The following is a 17,164-nucleotide window of genomic DNA, read 5'->3' as shown; positions in this document are numbered from 1 at the left end:
TTGGGTCGGGGTCTGTGACTTCCCTGGATGACCTCATACGTCCGGACCGGTATCCGCGTTCGTCCCGCTACGACCCGGCCTGGCTGCTCGAACTGGACATGGGGCCGAACCCTTTGTGGCTGTTGGAGGACCTCGCTCAGGACCTCGATCTGCGCCCGGGCATGCGGGTGCTCGACCTCGGCTCCGGCAAGGGCGCCACCTCGGTGTTCCTGGCCCGCGAGTTCGGCGTTCAGGTCGTCGCCGCCGACTGGTGGATCACCGCGGAGGAGGCGGCTGCCGTCTTCACCGAGGCCGGCGTGGGCGACCGGGTGGAGGCGGTACGAACGGAGGCGCACGTCCTGCCGTTCGAAGCGGAGAGCTTCGACGCCGTCGTGAGCATCGACGCGTTCGAGTACTTCGGCACGGCGGACGGCTACCTGCCCTACCTCGCACGGTTCCTGCGCCCGGGTGGCCGACTGGGCATCGCGACCCCCGCGATGACCCACGAGGTACGCGAGCTCGGGGCGATCCCCTCGCACGTCAAGGCGGTCGTCGGCTGGGAGGCTCTCGCCTGGCACACGGCGGAGTGGTGGCGCTTCCAATGGGAGATCACCGAGCTGGTGACGGTCACCTCCGCCCGACTGCAGGAGGACGGCTGGCGGGACTGGCTGCTGTGGAGCCGGACCTGCGCCGACCACCGGCCGGACGGCCGGGCATCGAACCAACCCGTGATCGACATGCTCACCGCGGACGGCGGCGAGTTCCTCGGCTTCGCGCTGGTGACCGCGCGCAAGAACCAAGCCGTGGGACGCACACCCTGACACCGAGGACGCCCGCCCTCACGTCCGGTGCGCGCACCCTCACATCGGGGACAGCTGGGAACTAACCTGCTGTCCGTGGATACGGCGGGCTTGGTCCTCAGCATGGTCGGCACGGTCGCCGGGGTCGTCGGCGCGTACTTCGCGTATGTGGCGGTGCGCCATCAGCTGTCGCGGCGTCGGCACCGGCCGACGCCGCCCACGTCCGCCCCACCGGCGCCGCCCGCGCCGGCACCGAACCCGCCGCCCGCCTCCACCTCCGCGCCGACCGGCGACGACACCCCGCGCTATGACGTGTTCGTCTCCTACGACCGCGAGGATGCCGACTGGGTGCGCCCCTTCGCGGAGCGGCTCCGCGAGAAGGGGCTCGACGTCGCCTACGACGAGGTCGTGAGCCGGCCGGGCGGGGTCCGGGTGCACACCGTCGAGACCGCGATCCGTGAGGCGGCCCACGGACTGCTGGTGTTCAGCCCGGCGTCGATGGCGAGCGGCTGGGTGCGGCAGGAGTACGCCGCCCTGATGCAGCCGTCGATCGAGACCGGTCGGCTGTTCATCCCCGTGGTGATCGGGGAAGTCGAGCTGCCCGGGTTCGCCGCCACCCGCTACTGCGCGGACTTCCGCGGCGTGAGCGAGGACGTCCAGGCGCGGCGGATCGACGAGATCGCGTCGGCGCTGCGCGGCGACCGTCGATGAGCCGGACGGTGACGACCGTCGATGATCCGGACGGCTCCGAGGAGAGCCGCACGCCGCGCGCACCACACCCACGGACGCCACTCCTACGCCACGCCCGCCGGACCCGCCACATCGGGCTGCGAGCCGGGCTTCTCCAGCGCGGCCTGCTCGGCACGCTGCTTCGCCCCGTCGATCAGCTCCAGGGCCCGCTGCATCGGCAGGTACTGGAGCAGGGACTCCGCGTCACCGCTGACGATCTGCGGCACCTTCATGTGCCGTAGTTCCGCGAGGAACATCTGCATGGCGATGGCGTCCCGGCCGAGGACCTCGATCCTGCGCTCGAGCTCCGCGACGTTCAGCAGCCGGCGCTGCCGCTCGGCTTCCAGCTCGATACGGTGGATATCCGCCTTGATCATGGCGTTCTTCTTCTGCTCCACCAGCTCCTGGGTGCGGATCTGTTCCGCGGACACCCTCTTGCGCGCCTGGTCCAGGTCCCCGTCGAGGGACTCGAACTCGCCCAGGTTGGTGCTGGCCGCCTCCACTCCCCACGCGGCGAGGGCGTTGCGGACCTGCGCCGCGAGGTCCGTGCGGATGCTGGCGTACAGGGTGAGGAACTCCTCCACCGTGGACTCGGCGGCGATGCCGTTGAAGTACGTGTCGACGGCGCCGCCCAGCACCCGCTCCACGAACCGCTGCACCGGAGCGGGGTTGTTCACCAGGCCCCCCACCCCGGACGTCGAGGAGTCGCCGAACTCGCTGACGAGTCGGGGAGCGGCCGCCTCCGGGATGTTGAGCGTCTGCCTGAGCTCCACCTGGAGCCGGTGGCCCTGCACGTTGACGACGATGCGGTCGAGCGCGGCGTCGTAGTTGTCCGCCTGGCCGCCGACCTTGTTGCTCCAGTCCAGGATGAGCAGCCGGGTCGGGATGAGCACGACCCGGACGAACCAGGGGTTGAGCGCGCACACGGAGCCCTCGCCGAGCGTCTCCTCCTGCACGCCCCGCCAGCCTCCGTTCTCCAGGAAGGCCCAGGGCAGCCGGAAGCTGCTGTGCCCTTTCACCAGCGGGCCGACCCGGCGCTGCCCCCGTTCGGGCTCGGCGCCGTCGAGGGTGATCACGACTCCGGCGTGGCCGACGGGGATCGCGATCTCCTTGAGGTGTCCGGCGCGGAGGCCGCCCTCGCTGTGGTCGGCACTGCCCACGTTCTGTCTGGTGATGACCTGGAAGAGGTGGGGGTTGATGTCGTAGGAGGTGCCGCCGGCGAGGATCGCCAGCTGCCGGCCCTGCTCGCCGCCGCCCTCCAGGAACGCCGCGCCGTCCTGGAAGTTGTCGCACTCCACATACCGCCCGAAGGGGCGGTCGGGCGGCCGGATGGCGCCGTCCTTGGCGATGACCAGTCCGATCGTCCCCGGCTCGATGTAGGTCCGGGGCACGATGTCGATCTGGAACAGGGCGGTGTTGATGTAGTACGAGGCGTCGCCGGACAGGACGGCCAGTTGCCGGCCCTGCTCGCCGCCGCCCAGGAGGAAGGCCGCGCCGTCCTGGAAGTTGTCGCACTCCACGTACTGGCCGAGCGTCCGACGGCGGCCGCGCTTGGCTCCGTCGGTGGCGATGACCAGTCCGATCTTTCCGGCCGGGATGTGGGTCCGCGGCTCGAACCGGACGCCGTGCAGGAAGGGCATGAGCCAGTAGGGGCGGCCCGGGAGGAGGGTGCGCGCCTGGATGCCGCGGGACGCGTACGGGGTGATGCGTTTGAACCGCTGGTCCGCCCGGGCGAACCCGAACCTTCGGTAGACGATGCCGACGTGTTCGGCGGGCACCACGCACAGCCCCGTCCAGGAGCCCAGTTTGCCGGCGCCGTATCCGACGAGGGCGCCGGTCCGCTGCGTTCGACGCCCGGACGGGCCCCGCTTCGCCTGACCCGCCCCGTAGCCGACGAGAGCGACCAGCGCCGCCACCCCGACGACCAGTAAGAACCACAGAATCCACGTCACCGGACGCGTCCCTCCTCCCGAAGCCGGAGATGGACGGCGAGCACCGTCTCCGTCCATTGGTCGTACCAGTCCACATACCGTTCGCTCTGCGGGTTGCGCAGCGTCGGGAAGAACCCGTGGCCCTTGGCCCGACGGACGAAGTCCTGGTACGTGGGCACGGCGTCAGCCGCCGAACCGCGCCATCCGTACGCCACGGACAGGGCCAGGAAGTCGGCGTGGCGGCCGCCTCCGAGCAGGGCGCGCCGTGCCTGCGCGCGGAATCCGTGGGTCTCGCCCGAGAAGCGCGTCCAGAGGCCGTCGATCTCGGACAGCAGGGCGTCGGGCAGCCGTCTTCCGTCGGCTCGACGCAGCCAGCCGGTGTCGAGTCTGTCGACCGACTCCAGGAGCAGCGTCGTCGTCAGCAGGTCGGCGTGCTCGAACTCCCGCTCCGCGAGGAGGGCTTCCAGCCTGCTCAGCGACGTGCGGGCGCGCACGGCCGGCGTCAGGGCCGCCCGGGCCGGCCCGCGGGCCCGCGCCGGTGGCGGCGGCATGACCGGCGCGCCGGCGGGCGACCGGTCGACGCCGGCGCTCCGCGGGTGGAGGCGGCGCAGCAGGCGTAACTCCTCGGGCCCGGGGAGTTCGCCGTTCCTGGCGTCGAAGTACCAGCTGCTGGCGAGCAGATAGTTGCGTTCCCCGCGCAGCAGGATGGGGAAGAACTCCCGGCTGTGGCGCTGGCCTTCGAGGATCTCTCGGGTGACGTCCTCGGACTCCTCGGCCTCCGGCGACATCAGGACGACCACCGCGAGGGCGTGCCGGAGCCGCTGTCTGATCGTCCAGAGATAGTCGTCACCCCAGGTGAGGTCGCCCAGGGACCACACGGGCAGATCAGCTCGGGCCAGGTGGTCCACCAGCCCTTCACCGTAACCGGCGTCGGCACGGGCGTAGCAGACGACGAACGAGGCGGGCGTCGGCTCGGTCGGGCTCCGAGGGCTCCGCGGTCGTACGAGATCGAGGAGTTCCCGCTCCGGGTGGCCGGTGCGGACCCGCTCTTCGCCGCGCAGCACCCGGGCCAGTTCGGCCGCCTTCTCGTTGAACGCGTCTCCGCTGAGCTTGCGGAAGTCCATCCACACGCGGGTCGCGGCGAACGGCGGGATGTCGGCGTCGCCGCACAGCACGGGGATCAGCCGCATGCCGTGTCCGGTCGACGCCTGCACCAGCGCCGCGTACTCCTGACGCGCCCAGGCTTCGGTCATGGTGAGCGGGCCCACGATCTGGATCCCGTGCCGGGACCCGCGCATCGCCGCCTCCAGCTGGTGCACCACGACGTCGCCCGGCCGCAGGCTGCATCGGTCGAAGAAGACGCGCACTCCGTCGGACCGGAGTCGATCGGCGAGCAGGGCAGCCCAGTCGGCGTCGGCTTCCGCGTAGGAGATGAAGACGTCGTACACCGCGTTGCCCCCGTAAGTAACGCTCGGCCGATGCGCCGTAGCGCAAGGATACGAGCGGGGGGCGCGCGAGTCAGGGGGGCGTACGGCATCGACATCGACGGCGGCCGGTCGTCGGGGCCGGACGCGCCCCGCGCTCGACCGCGCGGCGGCCCGCCGGACGCCTCGGACGGACCGCGACGGCACGCCGCCGGGAGCCGCCGACGTGTGGCGGCTGGAGACGTCGCGGGATCAGGGCGCCGGCTCGAGGCCCCAGGCGACGGCCCGTCCCGCGGCGGCCGCACGGTTGGGGACGTCGAGTTTGGCGAGAATGTGCTCGATGTGGGTGGCGACCGTGCGCGGGCTGAGGAAGAGACGGTCGGCGATCTCCCGGTTGGTCCGCCCCTGGGTGAGCTCCGCCAGCACCTCCAGTTCGCGCGGGGAGAGGGCCGAGGGGCGGGCCACGGCGCGGCACACCACGACGGTCCCGGCGCCCTGGCGGGTGAGGCGCAGTTCGAGGGGCCGCTGTCGGTACGGCACCAGGACGGTGGTCGGGAGCGCCTGCCGGGCTGCGGTGCGCCGCACCAGGGCCACCAGCGGGGAGCCGGCGTCGGTGAGTCCGGGCAGCGGCTCGCCGCTCACCGCGACCGGGGTGGCGTCCTCGTCGTCCGGCACGAGCACGGCGCAGGAGCCGGCCCCGGCGTCCTCGGGCCCGCCGGCACCGCCGCTGTCGCCGGCGGAACCGGCCCCGAGCAGCGGGTCGGTGACGGCCGCGAGACACTCGCCCAGCAAGGTCATCACGGCCCGGACGGCCGGCTGGTCGCACCGGGCCCGTGTGGTGCTGACGTTGAGGATGCCCACGTATCTGCCGTCCGCGGCGAACAGACACTGCGCCACTCCGTCCTCCACACCCAGAGGTTCGAGGACGGAGTGGAACCCCGTGGAGGTCCGCCGCACCGGGCCGGGCACGTCGTGCCACCAGCGGGCGGTGTCCGCCGAGTGCCGGATGAGCGTGAAGCCGGGGTCGTCGTGCAGCCGGTTCTCGATGTACCGGGTGGCCTCGGCCGGGTAGCTGCCGGCGAGGGTGAGGTGCCGCCGCCGCAGCGGATCCCAGCGGGACAGCGACGCGTGGTCGTAGTCGATCACCGCGGAGAGCGCCGTGAGCACGGTGTCCGCGCCGCCGCGCCCCCTGACGGCGTGGCGCGCTGCCTCACGCACGTGCAGGGCCGCGCCCAGCACATCCGTCGTGCTCTGCTTCACTGTCACCCGTTCAGCATGACCATCCGATATCCGCAGGTCAAACGGCGAGCGCGGCGGGCACGACGTCGCCGACGACTGCGGTCATCACCTGTCGAAGGGAAGTTCCAGCAGTTCCTCCGAAGGCTGGAAACCGAAGCGCTGGTAGAGCGGGGTGCTGCGCTCCGACGGCCAGACGATCAGGCCCTCCAGGCCGGCGCCGCGCGAATGCCGCCTCAGCGCCTCGAGGAGCGCCGAGCCGGCTCCCTTGTTCCGTTGTGACGGCATGACGAAGAAGTTCGTGACGTAGCCGATCGGGTTGTTGTCCTCATAGGGCTCCGGCATCCGCTCCACCAGACAGAGGAAGACGTGACCGCGGATCTCGCCGTCGGTCTCCGCGACCCAGGCCGACCAGCGGCCGTCGCCGAGCCGGTCACGGATCCAGTGCTCAGCCTCTTCCAGGTGCCGAGCGGGAGCTGGCAGTGGCCCTTCGTGGTCCTCCTGCTTGAAGGTCCAACGCAGTTCGGCCAAGGCCCGGGAATCGGCGGGCCGGGCCGGACGCACGATGAAATCGGTGGTCATGGGGGCGAGCCTCGCTCCCGCAGCACGGTGAGGCAAGCCGATTTCCGCGCCGGTCACCGCCATTCGCCGACCGCCGCCATGAAGAACGGTCGCCAGCGCTGTCGACTCGCGGATCTTCGCGGTGCCTTCACCACGAGCTGGACCGCGCCCAGGCGGAGACCATGGTGCGGAAGGAGAACCGCATTCTCCCTCTACTCAGCGAACGTGGCGCGTTCGCGCTGACGTTACGGCGCCCGCCCGAGCCCGGCGCCGATAAGGTCGCGTGATGGTCAGCGCTCAGGGGAGAGGGTTACGGATGAACCGGGTCGCGGTGTTCTCGGCCGGCTCATGGGGAACGACGTTCGCGGCGGTGCTCACCGACGCCGGCAACGACGTCGTCCTCCACGGACGCCGCCAGGAGGTCGTCGACGAGATCAACACCCGACACCGGAACTCGCCCTATCTACCAGCCGTTTCCCTTCCCAACTCGCTCCGCGCGACCACCGAGGTCGGCGAGGCACTGGACGGCGCGGACTACATGGTGGTGTCGATCCCCGCTCAGTCGCTGCGCGACAACCTCGCCAGGTGGGCGCCCCTGATCGGCGAGCGCACGGTGGTCGTCGGTCTGATGAAGGGCATCGAGACCCACAGCGGCCTGCGGATGAGCGAGGTCATCACCGAGGTCACCGGAGTTCCCGCCGACCGTGTCGCGGTGGTCTCGGGTCCGAACCTGGCCCGGGAGATCGCCGCCCGCAGCCCCGCCGCCTCCGTGGTCGCCTCGCACGACGCGACCACCGCCAAAGCCCTGCAGAAAGCCTGTCTCACCCCGTACTTCCGCCCCTACACCAACACCGACGTGGTGGGCTGCGAGCTCGGCGGTGCGGTGAAGAACGTCATCGCCCTCGCCGTCGGACTCGCCGCCGGCATGGGACTGGGCAACAACGCCCGAGCGATGCTGATCACCCGCGGCCTCGCGGAGACCGCCAGGCTCGGCGAAGCCCTGGGCGCCAACCCGCTCACCCTCTCCGGACTCGCCGGCGTCGGCGATCTGATCGCCACCTGCACCTCACCGCTCTCCCGCAACCGCACCTTCGGCGAACACCTCGGCCAGGGCATGACCGTCACGGAAGCGGCCGCCGCCACCCGCCAGACCGCCGAAGGCGTGAAGTCGTCCCGGTCCATCCTGGAACTCGCCCAGCGGCACGGAGTGGAGATGCCCATCACCGAAGTCGTCGTCGCGGTACTCGGCGGCACCGTCGATCTCCGCGAGGCCGCCGCCATGCTGATGGCACGAGCCCCCAAACCGGAACGCTACAGCCACTGACGACCACCGAGCCGAACACCCACAACGGAGGCGTGTGGGCTCTCGGCGTCCCACTGGACGCCGACGGGCCTTCGGCTTTCCGGGGGCCAGCGCATCGCGCCCGCGCGCACGAGCCGTTCTGCGGGCGCGAGTTCCCCACCGCCGGCCGTCGCTCGCCGTCCATCGCCGCGATGCATGCGCGCCTCGCCGCGAGCGCTGCGACCGGTACTCCTCGCAGGCCGACAAGGACGTCAGGGGCCGGGTGACGTGCGCTCTTACGCGGTCTGGCAGCCGGATCGCAGCACTGGTCGGTCTCGCTGCCCTGGCGCTGGCCTTGGTGCAGATGCCGACTCGTTGAATTCCCATGGGCTTCCCTTCCTGATCCGACCAGGAAGGGAAGCATTTCACTTTTCGTCGCACATGCACCTTGTGGAGCGGATACGATCAACTGACCCAGCCGCACCAGACGAGTCTAGGAGTCCGCATGGCCACCCTAATTCGACAGCAAGAGTGTGACGTCTTAATCGATTACAACGGTTTTGCACTTCAAGACGAGGAAGACACAGACCTGCCGTTGCCCTACCCAGAGGAGCGCGCCGAGCTGGGTTCCGGCTTCCTCAATGCGTTCGAGAGCCGCCTCGACATTGAGAGCGCAGGGCATACTCACGAAGCTAAGCTGGTCGTAGAGGTTTGGGATGGCGAACCGCCTGCAGATGCGCGTGAAGATTGGGAAGAGAGCGGCGAGTCGGAAATCTTTTCGCCTTCAGGGATCCTGGCTGTCTGGGTGATGGCGGGCGCAGGCGAGGAGAGAATTGAACTAGGCCGGGCAGATAGCCTGTGGAAGGTTCGTGTTCATTCGGTAGGTCGTGCGGAGGTCGCTCGGCTGGCAGACTTCGAGGTTCCAGAAGGGGTGGAACGTTACCTCGTGCAGGCCTGGCCTTCTCTAAAGTGAGAGGGATTGCAGCGGCCCGCATGCTGATGCTGCGGGCCGCTGCGGAGCTCTAATCAATCCACACCTTGAAGCTGTCTATCTCCTCATCTCCGATCCGGCCATCGAGCACGCGGTTCTTGGTGAGAAACTGCGCCAGAATCGACCCTGCTTTCTCGTTATCTCTTGCGGCGAGCGGCATCGCTGAGAAGTTTTTCTTTTTCGCCTTCTTGTCATACTTTGCCTGTGCGCTTCCTTCATATGTGACAGCGAAGGGGCATTCGTCGCACTGGTACTTCTTTCCCTGAGGGTATCCCTTTCCCCAGTATTGCTCACAGACCGCTATGGCCGCATCCCGGTTTGCCTTACGACGCTTAGTGTCGTGGTACAGGCGATGCAGCTTGTGATCGTTATCAAATCCGGGGACCTTCTTGGACTGATTGACAGGCTTGGTCTTTCCGGGCCGGTTATAGGCAAGCTTTATATGGTCAGCGACCGCTTTTTCTGGAGCGCGTGGCTTCGAGCTGTAGACCAAGTATGTGGACACGGGGAAGGCGACGCTGCCCTTCTTCTTAGCGCTGCCCCCGCCGCCTGAGTTGTTGAGGTACTTGGCCGCGTCCCACTGCGCCGCCAGGAAACCAACGCGCACCCTCCCAGTGTTGGGGGAAGTGTACGGGGGCGGGAATTTCAGTTGGATATACGGCTCGTAAGCCATGGATATGACGTCATCCTTGCCTCGCCCTTGCCCTGCGTCATAGTGCACTGTGTGCAGGTATTTATTGGCTTTCTTGAGTTTATCGAAGCTCAAGGTTGGAGGAATCTTCCCTCCTTCCACTCTTCGGGCGCGTCCCGGCCAGGCTGTCATGTCGACGTCGGTGTTGATTTTCAGGCCGCTAGTTTTCGTCTTCTTGAACTTGTAAAAGTCCGTGAAAAGGTACTGATAGCGGACCGTGCGATCCTTTTTCCCGGGAACCGTGGAGAGGATCCACACAGTGAAGGAACTCTCCCCCACGGGAACCCCCTTCCTCGCCCAGACCTGTACCATTTGCATCCCTGTACACATCGCGAAACGCGACTTGATGTAGAAGAGCTGGCCACCCTGAAGCCCCTTTTTGCACTCCTTCTGGTTCATGGAGCGCGGAGGGTCGGGGTAGGTTGCACTCTTTCCCGCGAGAGGCATCTTGAGGTCTGGGGACATAGCCGACGGTACATCGGCTACAGGGAGATGGGTCGCCGCAGGTCCCACCATCTCCATTGGCAGGCGACCGCCCGGAGATTTTTTCGCCAGCCGGGCAACCTCTTTAATCCCTGCGCGTGATTTCAGCTCCTCCAAGGACGGCCTGGGAGTGCCTACGGGCAGCGCGTACGAATACACCGTCAGATCTTGAGATTCACCCTGTGCTGTAGCTCCGGGGGCCGCCAGGGGAATCAGTGCTGCAGCCCCTAAGAGTGCAAGTAGTCGACGGGGGTGCCGCAGCACCTGATGCCTTCGAGTCATGTTGCCTTCCTGTGGTTCCAGAACCCGACAATCTGTTCGGGAAACAGGAGTACATGACTTCATCCGGCGTGCGGGCCAGGTGGCTTGAACGCTGCGAATTCTTGGCTGATACATCGACAGTCAGCGGTCCTGCCCAGGATCTCCGGCAGCCGCACCATCGCGTGACCTTCCGAGTGATCTCCGGCGTCGGCATGCCCGGACAGCCCGACGCCCCCCGTGCGATTGCTACAGGGGCCGTTCGGCCTTGCCCCGGGCTGAGCCAGGGGCACCGCCTCAGGTGCCGACCTGAGACCAGGAGTGAGAACTCCCGCGGGCTTCAACGATCAACATTCAGGCGGTCAGTTCATCGTGCACGACGTCGCCGCCGACGGCCGTGAAGACCACGGGCATGGTGGGGATGTCGTGCGGGTCGGCGGTCAGCAGGTCGCCGGCGAGGACGCACAGGTCGGCGGCCTTGCCCACCTCCAGGGTGCCCTTCCACTCCTCGGCGAAGTCCTGCCAGGCGGCGTCGGAGGTGTAGGTGCGCAGGGCCTCGGCGAGGCGGATGCGCTGGTCGGGGCCGCTGACGCGGCCGCTGGCCTTGGACTCGCGGAGCAGCATGGTGGAGAGTCCCTGCCGCCAGTCGGGGAGGGTGACGGGGGCGTCGGAGCCGCTGGTGACGGTGACGCCGGCGTCGATCGCGTCGCGGTACGGCCACTCGTAGCCGGCTCGCTCCGGGCCGACGAACTCCTCCTCCAGGTCGGCGACCGTCCACTTGATGGTGGGGTTCATGTTGACGCCGAAGCCGTGCGCGGCCAGCTTGCGCATGCTGTCGGCGCTGAGGAAGTCGCCGTGGATGACGTAGTGCCGGGGGTCGGTCCGGGGGTGTGCCGCGGCCGCGGCGGCGAAGGCGTCGACCACCGTGTCGATGGCCCGGTCCCCGGTGACGTGGACGCCGGCCTGGTAGCCGGCGGCATGCGTGAAGCGGATCATCTCGCTGATCTGGGCGACGCGCTCCTCGTCGGTGTCTCCGCCGACGCACAGGGCACCGCAGCCGCCGCCGATGTACGGCTCGTGCATCCAGGCGGTCTTGTTGACCGGGATGCCGTCGGCGAACAGCTTGACGCCGAGGATGGCGAGGCGACGGGGGTCGGGGGACGCGGGCTCGTCCAGGGCGGTCAGCGTCTTGACGAACTCCTCGGCCGTCCCCGTCATCCCGCTCGGAAGCAGTAGCACGCCGACCCGTGCGGTCAACTCGCCGGCGGCCAGCAGCCGCCGGTAGACGTCGAGGGTGCTGTGGGCGAGGGCGCCGCGCATCAGGGTGTCGCCGCCGGGCCCGAGGCCGGGCTCGGTGTAGCTGGTGACGCCCAGCTTGGCCAGGGTGCGCAGCGTGGCCCGGATGGCGTCGGCCCGCACCTCCGGGGAGAGGGCGGGCAGCGCCCCGTGGACGAGGTCCTGGGCGCCCTCCTGGAACAGGCCGGTGGGCTCGCCCGCCGCGTCGGTGACGATGACCCCGCCGGGCGGCACGGGGGTGTTCCGGTCGACTCCGGCCCGTTCCAGCGCCGCGGAGTTGACCCAGGTGGCGTGGCCGGTGGCGGAGTAGAGGAGGACGGGGTGGTGCGGGCTGACGGCGTCGAGGTCCTGGCGGGTGGGCAGCCGGGAGGAGTCGGCGACGCATTCGGCGAGGTACCCCGCGTCCCACCCGTGTCCGCTGATCCACTCCCCCGCCGGGGTCGTCTCCGCCGCCTTGCGCACGGCCTCGGCCACGTCGGCTATGGACCGTACGGTGGGGTAGGCGACGTCGACGGAGAGCGGGGGCTGGGTCAGCCCGAACGCGCAGCCGTGCAGGTGCGAGTCGTTGATGCCGGGCAGGAGGGTGCCGCCCTGGAGGTCGACGACCCGGGTCGCGGGGCCGGCGTGCGCCATGACCTCCGCCCGGTCGCCGACCGCGCTCACGAGGCCGTCGCTGACCGCCAGGGCGGAGGCCACGGAGAAGCGGGAGTCGACGGTCAGGACCGAGCCGTTGACGAAGACGATGTCTGCTGGGGTGGCGGGCAAGGCGGTGTCCTTCCTCGAAGCGTCACTGCGGCCGCCGCGGCGTATCCACGGGAGCCGCAGCCACCTTGCGCCCTCCCGGGAACCGTGCGCATCGGTCATCCAACCGATGGGGCTCCGGCGGCGTCCGGCACCGGCCCGAGCTGCCCGTCGACGACGCCGACGGGCCTGGTCCGATCGCCCGGACGTCACCGTGCCCAGGCGCCGAGAAAGCGCCCGGGCAGGAGCCGGCGGCCGCCTTGGGCGGCCCGCGCCGGCCGTCGTGTCAGACCGCTCAGACCGCTCGGAGCGCGCCGGGGCGCCGGCCGGTGAGGCGGTCGAGCGCCGCGGCGGCCGCGTCGTCGGCGGGCAGATGGACCACGAGCCGCTGGTCGTCGTCGGTGGGCAGGTCGAGTGTCTCGTACGCCAGGCGCAGTTCACCCGTCTCCGGGTGGACCAGCCGCATGAGCCCGCTCGACGTCGGCAGCCCCGGGAGCGTCTCAAGCCGCCCGACGAACTCCGCTCCGCACGAGACGATCAACTCGTCCATGAGCGCCCCCACATGGACGTCGGTCCGGCCCGGCCCCTGCTTGAGGATCGCGACCTGCTCGTCTGCGACGCGGTCCCAGTCCGGGTAGGCCGTGCGCGCCCGCGGATCGGTGAAGACGTAGCGAGCGAGGTTCGGTCGGCTGCCGTCCAGTGCTCCCAGCGGTCCGACCAGCCGCCGGTAGCCGTCCGTGTAGGCCAGGATCTCGCTCAGCCGGTTCAGCAGGACGGCGGGCGCCGGTTCCAACCGGTCGAGGAGCGCCCGTACGGTGGGCCTGACGTCCCGGTTCGGCTCGGTCCCGCCGGTGCAGCTGAAGCTCGCGTCGGCGCCTTTGGACAGGCGGTGCAGATGGACCCGCTCGCCGCTGGTGAGGCGCAGCGCGTCCGCCAGGGCGGACAGCACCTGAGTCGACGGCCGCCGGTCACGCCCCTGTTCCAGCCGGGTGAGGTACTCGACGCTGACCCCGGCGAGCGTCGCCAGCTCCGAGCGGCGCAGTCCGGGCGTGCGGCGGCGCGCCCCGGCGGGCAGTCCCACCTCGGCCGGCGTGACGGCCTCACGGCGGAGTCGCAGGAAAAGCCCCAGCTCGTTGTCGCTCACGCGCCGAACGTAGCACCCCCGTCGGGCGGGAGGGTGGCCCTGCCACTACCACTCTCCGCCCGGCCTCCCCACCACCTCCGCCCGCCCGGCAGGGTGAGTGCACGGCCCCGCCTCGGGGCCGGCAACCCCTCCCTTCCGTATGAGGAGCACTTTGATGTCCCGTGAGCAGCTGAGCCTCGCCGTGATCGTCGGCAGTGTCCGAGAGGGCCGCTTCGGGCCCGTGGTCGCGAAGTGGTTCGTCGAACAGGCCGAGCGGCACGGCGAGTTCGTGGTGGATCTGATCGATCTGGCGGACCTCGACATCCCGCTGGAACTGCCGTCCGTGCCCCCGGCGATGCAGCCGGACCTGCCGCGCCCGGACGGGATGTCCGCGCTGACCCGCCGCCTTGAGGCCGCCGACGCGGTCGTCGTCGTGACGCCCGACTACAACCGCAGCTTCCCGGCCTCGTTGAAGGCCGCCATCGACTGGCACTACACGGAGTGGCAGGCCAAGCCGATCGGCTTCGTCGGGTACAGCGGTGCCAGCGGCGGCCTGCTGGCCATCGAGCAGTTGCGGCAGGTCTTCAACGAGTTGCAGGCCCACACCGTCCGCGACTACGTCTCCTTCCCCCGCTACTACCTGCTCTTCTCCCCCGACGGCACGCTCCTCGACCCGGAAGGCCCGGAGGGCGCCGCCAAGGAGATGCTCGACCAGCTGCTGTGGTGGGGCTCGGTGCTGCATGACGCCCGCCGCGACCGCCCCTACGCCGCGAGCCGGTGACGCGCCGCCGAAGCAGGCGTGGCGGCTGAAGCGGGCGTGGCGGCCGCCGGGCGGCGTCCGTCGCGGAGACCGGCTACGGGGCTCCGGTCGAGCGGGCCGCGTCGACGCCGTCCAGCGCTTCGGTGAGCAGGGTCGCCAGCACCGTCTTGGTGACGGCGGCGAGGTAGCCGTAGTCCAGTGTCGACGGCGCGTCGGACGTCCGGTGGTAGTGCGGGTTCCCCTCTCCCTCGTAGGCGCCGACCGTGATGTCGCTGTGCGCCTCGAAGGGCATGTAGTCGCTGGCGTAGATGGGGCCGAGTTTGACCGGCAGCGATGTGTAGGCCGCGGCGGACTGCGCCATCACCGCGCCGAGGGCGTGCGAGGCGGCGTCGTTGCCCGGCACGGCGTTGCCGATGTCGCGCTCCACCGTCACCGAGCCGTCCGCCGGCGGCCGGCCGACCATGTCCAGATTGATGACCCGGTAGACGTCGGAGTCCGCGGCGTGGAGCTCGGCGGCGTAGGCCGCGGACCCCCACAGCCCCTGTTCCTCTCCGGAGAAGGCCACGAAGCGGACCGTGGTGGAGAGGTCGACCGGGGCGAGCAGCCGGGCGACTTCGAGGACGGCCGCGACGCCGCTTCCGTTGTCGTCGGCTCCGGGGGCCCGTGCGGTCGCGTCGGCCAGGTCCTCCATCCGGCAGTCGTAGTGGGCACACACGATGATCTCGGGTTCGCCGTCTCCGGTCCCCGGCTTGGTGCAGACGATGTTGTGCGCGCTGTGCCCGGCGTGGGACCAGGGGCGTCGGTCCACGTCCGGATATCCCACCGCCGTGAACCGGTCCGATATCAGCGTGGCGGCCGCCTTGAGGTGGGGCGAGTAGGTGTGCCTCGTGTAGAAGGACGCGAGTGCCTCGACCGTGTCCCGCAGGGCCACCGGGGAGACCGCTTCGACATGTGTCGCCGTGAACTCGTCCGTCGGCACGCCGGCCCCCGTGCGTTCCCGCGGCGCGACCGGTACGGCCGCGCTCGGCGGTCGACGCTTGTCGGGGACGGGGAACGACCGCCCCTCGTGGCTGTCGGGTCGCCGTGACGGCCGCCCGTCGCCGTCGTGCGCGTCGTTCCGGTCGGTCCGGTCACGGGGCCACATCGCGCAGCCCCACATTGTTGTCGAACCGCACGAGCCGGTCGGCGGGGACCGGTCCGCCAACCTCTTCGAAGGGTGCGAGGGCGACCTCTCCGAGGGCGTCGACGGAGCGGGCGGCACCCGGATCGGGCGCGCCCGTCATATCGAGCTCCCCGCCGTGGTCGACCTCGATGACACCGGCCTGCCGCACGTCGGCCACCGCCTGCACGGTGGCTCCCGACACGGGGAGGTCGTGGGGGAACTGCTGGTAGCGAATCCGCAGCGTCGCCGCACCCTCACTCGTGTCCACCTCGCGCAGATCGATGCGGTCGGACCTCAGCTGGCCCGTGCGCTCCGCCATGAACCGCTCGATGGCCTCCCGGGCACTCGATGCGCGGGCCAGCGTGGCTCCGGGATCGACATACCTTCGGAGCACACCGTCGTCATCGGTGTGCTCCCCCGCGTCGGGAACGATCCGCAGCGGCTTGTCGGCTTCGGGGCCCGGCTGGTTCCGCTGCTGTACGCCGTGATCCTGGGCCATGGTGACGCCCTCCTCAACCCGCGTGGAGGGGAGATTCTCTTCATGGGCGCGGCTGGGGCGGCTGGGGCGGCTAGAGTGCGGGCCGTCCCGCGGCCGCCCGAGCGCCCCCGAGGTGGGGTCCGCCCGCCTTGGGCGCCGCTGATGTCGACGGGGGTGAGTGCCCGATGCGCTCCGAAGAAAGCGCTCAAAGAAGCGCAATACGCCCATAAGCATGGTAACTCGACCCGGGTCAACTGGCGCTCCAGGCGCGCCGGGTCGAGTGGTCCGTACGTCGATGGAGTGACCTCGCGGCGCTGTCGACGCCCTGTCGTGGGCTCGGCTTGACGACAATGCCGCGTCGGACAGCACACGACGGCCGGAGGGGTACCGGTGACACGACGAGCCAGGGGATCAGGCGGTGTGCCTCCCCAGCGCGGTCGGCGTGACCGCTGGCGGGAGGCGCGCCAGCGCGGGGCGGTGTGGATACTGGCGGCCGCGGCGGTGCTGTACAACGCCTGGATCCTGGAGGTCGTCGTGCCGACCTACCTGGACTCCCGACACTCGTACGTCAGTGAGCTGTACGCGGCCGATCAGCCCTACCGGTGGCTGTTCGGCAACCTGGAGCTGGTGTGCGCGGCGCTGATCTCCGTCGCGGCACTCGTCTGCCGCGGCCTCTTCGGCCGCCATACGGCCGCCGGCGCCGGGTGGTGGGCGCTGGCCGGCTTCGGGGCGGCCTCGGTCGCCGACGTGCTCCTCCCGATGTCCTGCGCCCCCTCCGTGCGGCCCGACTGCCAGCCGCTGCACCCCTGGCACACCCTCACCAGCGCGCTGGTGCACCTCTGCCTGTTCGCGTCGCTGGCCCTGCTCAGCTGGTGGTCGCCGCGGCACGCGAGCCGGCCCGGGGCCGCGCGCATCGCCTGGTGGGGACCGCGACTGCTGGTCTGTGCGCTGGTGTCGTCGCTGCTCACCGTCGGCCCGCTGCTGGGCCACCCCGGCTGGCACGGCGTCCCGCAGCGCGCCCATCTGCTGGTGGTCGGCGCCTGGCTGCTGCTGTTGGCCTGCGCCGCTCACACCGCGCTCCAGACCCCGGCCCCGGCCGTACGCACCCCCGTCCCGGCCCATGGCACCCTGCCCCGGGTCCACGCCCCGCCACGATCGGCGCACGATCGAACCGCCACCCGCAACCGCTGACCCGAGCCGTGGGCGGCCCGGGTGAGTCCGGGCCGCCCGGGGTGAGCC

General features: G+C 70.1%; 15 protein-coding genes. 6 read left to right on the top strand and 9 right to left on the bottom strand.

What is annotated here, in order from left to right; translation table 11 throughout:
- The first annotated feature begins 14 nt into the window (after positions 1-14).
- Together CD790_RS28290 and CD790_RS28285 are read left to right on the top strand one after the other, a co-directional pair.
- Complete coding sequence (locus CD790_RS28290; RefSeq protein WP_144386202.1) at positions 15-800, top strand: cyclopropane-fatty-acyl-phospholipid synthase family protein; 786 nt, start codon at positions 15-17, stop codon at positions 798-800.
- Positions 801-875: 75 nt separating this feature from the next.
- Positions 876-1,490, top strand: a complete 615-nt coding sequence (locus CD790_RS28285) for a toll/interleukin-1 receptor domain-containing protein (RefSeq protein ID WP_260867951.1) — start codon at positions 876-878, stop codon at positions 1,488-1,490.
- 83 nt (positions 1,491-1,573) lie between these two features.
- Here CD790_RS28285 and CD790_RS28280 read toward each other — a convergent pair whose 3' ends face one another.
- The 4 genes from CD790_RS28280 to CD790_RS28260 all read right to left on the bottom strand — a co-directional run bounded on the left by CD790_RS28280 (position 1,574) and on the right by CD790_RS28260 (position 6,681).
- A complete protein-coding gene (locus CD790_RS28280) occupies positions 1,574-3,460 on the bottom strand; it encodes an SPFH domain-containing protein (RefSeq protein WP_260867950.1) in 1,887 nt (628 codons plus the stop codon).
- On the bottom strand, positions 3,457-4,887 hold the full coding sequence (locus CD790_RS28275) for a TIR domain-containing protein (RefSeq protein WP_144386200.1): 1,431 nt from the start codon (positions 4,885-4,887) through the stop codon (positions 3,457-3,459). The genes CD790_RS28280 and CD790_RS28275 overlap by 4 nt, the downstream gene beginning before the upstream one ends.
- A 228-nt stretch (positions 4,888-5,115) precedes the next feature.
- The gene (locus CD790_RS36280) at positions 5,116-6,129 is read right to left on the bottom strand and encodes a LuxR family transcriptional regulator (protein ID WP_260867949.1); all 1,014 of its coding nucleotides are present in this window, start codon (positions 6,127-6,129) and stop codon (positions 5,116-5,118) included.
- 78 nt (positions 6,130-6,207) lie between these two features.
- Positions 6,208-6,681: a GNAT family N-acetyltransferase gene (locus tag CD790_RS28260; protein ID WP_144386199.1), complete on the bottom strand. Its 474-nt coding sequence runs from the start codon at positions 6,679-6,681 to the stop codon at positions 6,208-6,210.
- Between the two features lie 295 nt (positions 6,682-6,976).
- Here CD790_RS28260 and CD790_RS28255 point away from each other — a divergent pair, with 295 nt between their 5' ends.
- Complete coding sequence (locus CD790_RS28255; RefSeq protein ID WP_144386198.1) at positions 6,977-7,984, top strand: NAD(P)H-dependent glycerol-3-phosphate dehydrogenase; 1,008 nt, start codon at positions 6,977-6,979, stop codon at positions 7,982-7,984.
- A 463-nt stretch (positions 7,985-8,447) separates the two neighbouring features.
- Positions 8,448-8,915, top strand: coding sequence for a hypothetical protein (locus CD790_RS28250; RefSeq protein WP_144386197.1), 468 nt, complete (start codon positions 8,448-8,450; stop codon positions 8,913-8,915).
- A 49-nt stretch (positions 8,916-8,964) separates the two neighbouring features.
- Here the strand turns inward: CD790_RS28250 and CD790_RS36275 are convergent, their stop codons facing one another.
- From CD790_RS36275 to CD790_RS28235, 3 genes are all read right to left on the bottom strand, one after another.
- A complete protein-coding gene (locus CD790_RS36275) occupies positions 8,965-10,224 on the bottom strand; it encodes a hypothetical protein (RefSeq protein WP_260867948.1) in 1,260 nt (419 codons plus the stop codon).
- 495 nt (positions 10,225-10,719) lie between these two features.
- Complete coding sequence (locus CD790_RS28240; protein ID WP_260867947.1) at positions 10,720-12,426, bottom strand: amidohydrolase; 1,707 nt, start codon at positions 12,424-12,426, stop codon at positions 10,720-10,722.
- A gap of 271 nt (positions 12,427-12,697) precedes the next feature.
- Positions 12,698-13,546: a helix-turn-helix domain-containing protein gene (locus tag CD790_RS28235; RefSeq protein ID WP_144386195.1), complete on the bottom strand. Its 849-nt coding sequence runs from the start codon at positions 13,544-13,546 to the stop codon at positions 12,698-12,700.
- A 154-nt stretch (positions 13,547-13,700) separates the two neighbouring features.
- Here CD790_RS28235 and CD790_RS28230 point away from each other — a divergent pair, with 154 nt between their 5' ends.
- Positions 13,701-14,306, top strand: coding sequence for an NADPH-dependent FMN reductase (locus CD790_RS28230; protein WP_144386194.1), 606 nt, complete (start codon positions 13,701-13,703; stop codon positions 14,304-14,306).
- 73 nt (positions 14,307-14,379) lie between these two features.
- Here the strand turns inward: CD790_RS28230 and CD790_RS28225 are convergent, their stop codons facing one another.
- Both CD790_RS28225 and CD790_RS28220 read right to left on the bottom strand, forming a co-directional pair.
- Positions 14,380-15,264: a M28 family metallopeptidase gene (locus CD790_RS28225; protein WP_186319279.1), complete on the bottom strand. Its 885-nt coding sequence runs from the start codon at positions 15,262-15,264 to the stop codon at positions 14,380-14,382.
- Positions 15,265-15,415: 151 nt separating this feature from the next.
- Complete coding sequence (locus CD790_RS28220; protein ID WP_144386192.1) at positions 15,416-15,946, bottom strand: hypothetical protein; 531 nt, start codon at positions 15,944-15,946, stop codon at positions 15,416-15,418.
- A gap of 399 nt (positions 15,947-16,345) precedes the next feature.
- On the opposite strand from CD790_RS28220, the gene CD790_RS28215 reads away from it, so the two are divergent.
- Positions 16,346-17,116: a DUF998 domain-containing protein gene (locus CD790_RS28215; protein WP_260867946.1), complete on the top strand. Its 771-nt coding sequence runs from the start codon at positions 16,346-16,348 to the stop codon at positions 17,114-17,116.
- Positions 17,117-17,164: the final 48 nt, after the last annotated feature.

Origin of the sequence: Streptomyces sp. SAJ15 (assembly GCF_007595705.1) — a bacterium.
Classification (GTDB): domain Bacteria; phylum Actinomycetota; class Actinomycetes; order Streptomycetales; family Streptomycetaceae; genus Streptomyces.
The sequence above is the reverse complement of the archived record's forward strand: the minus strand, read 5'-3'. Positions and strand labels throughout refer to the sequence as shown.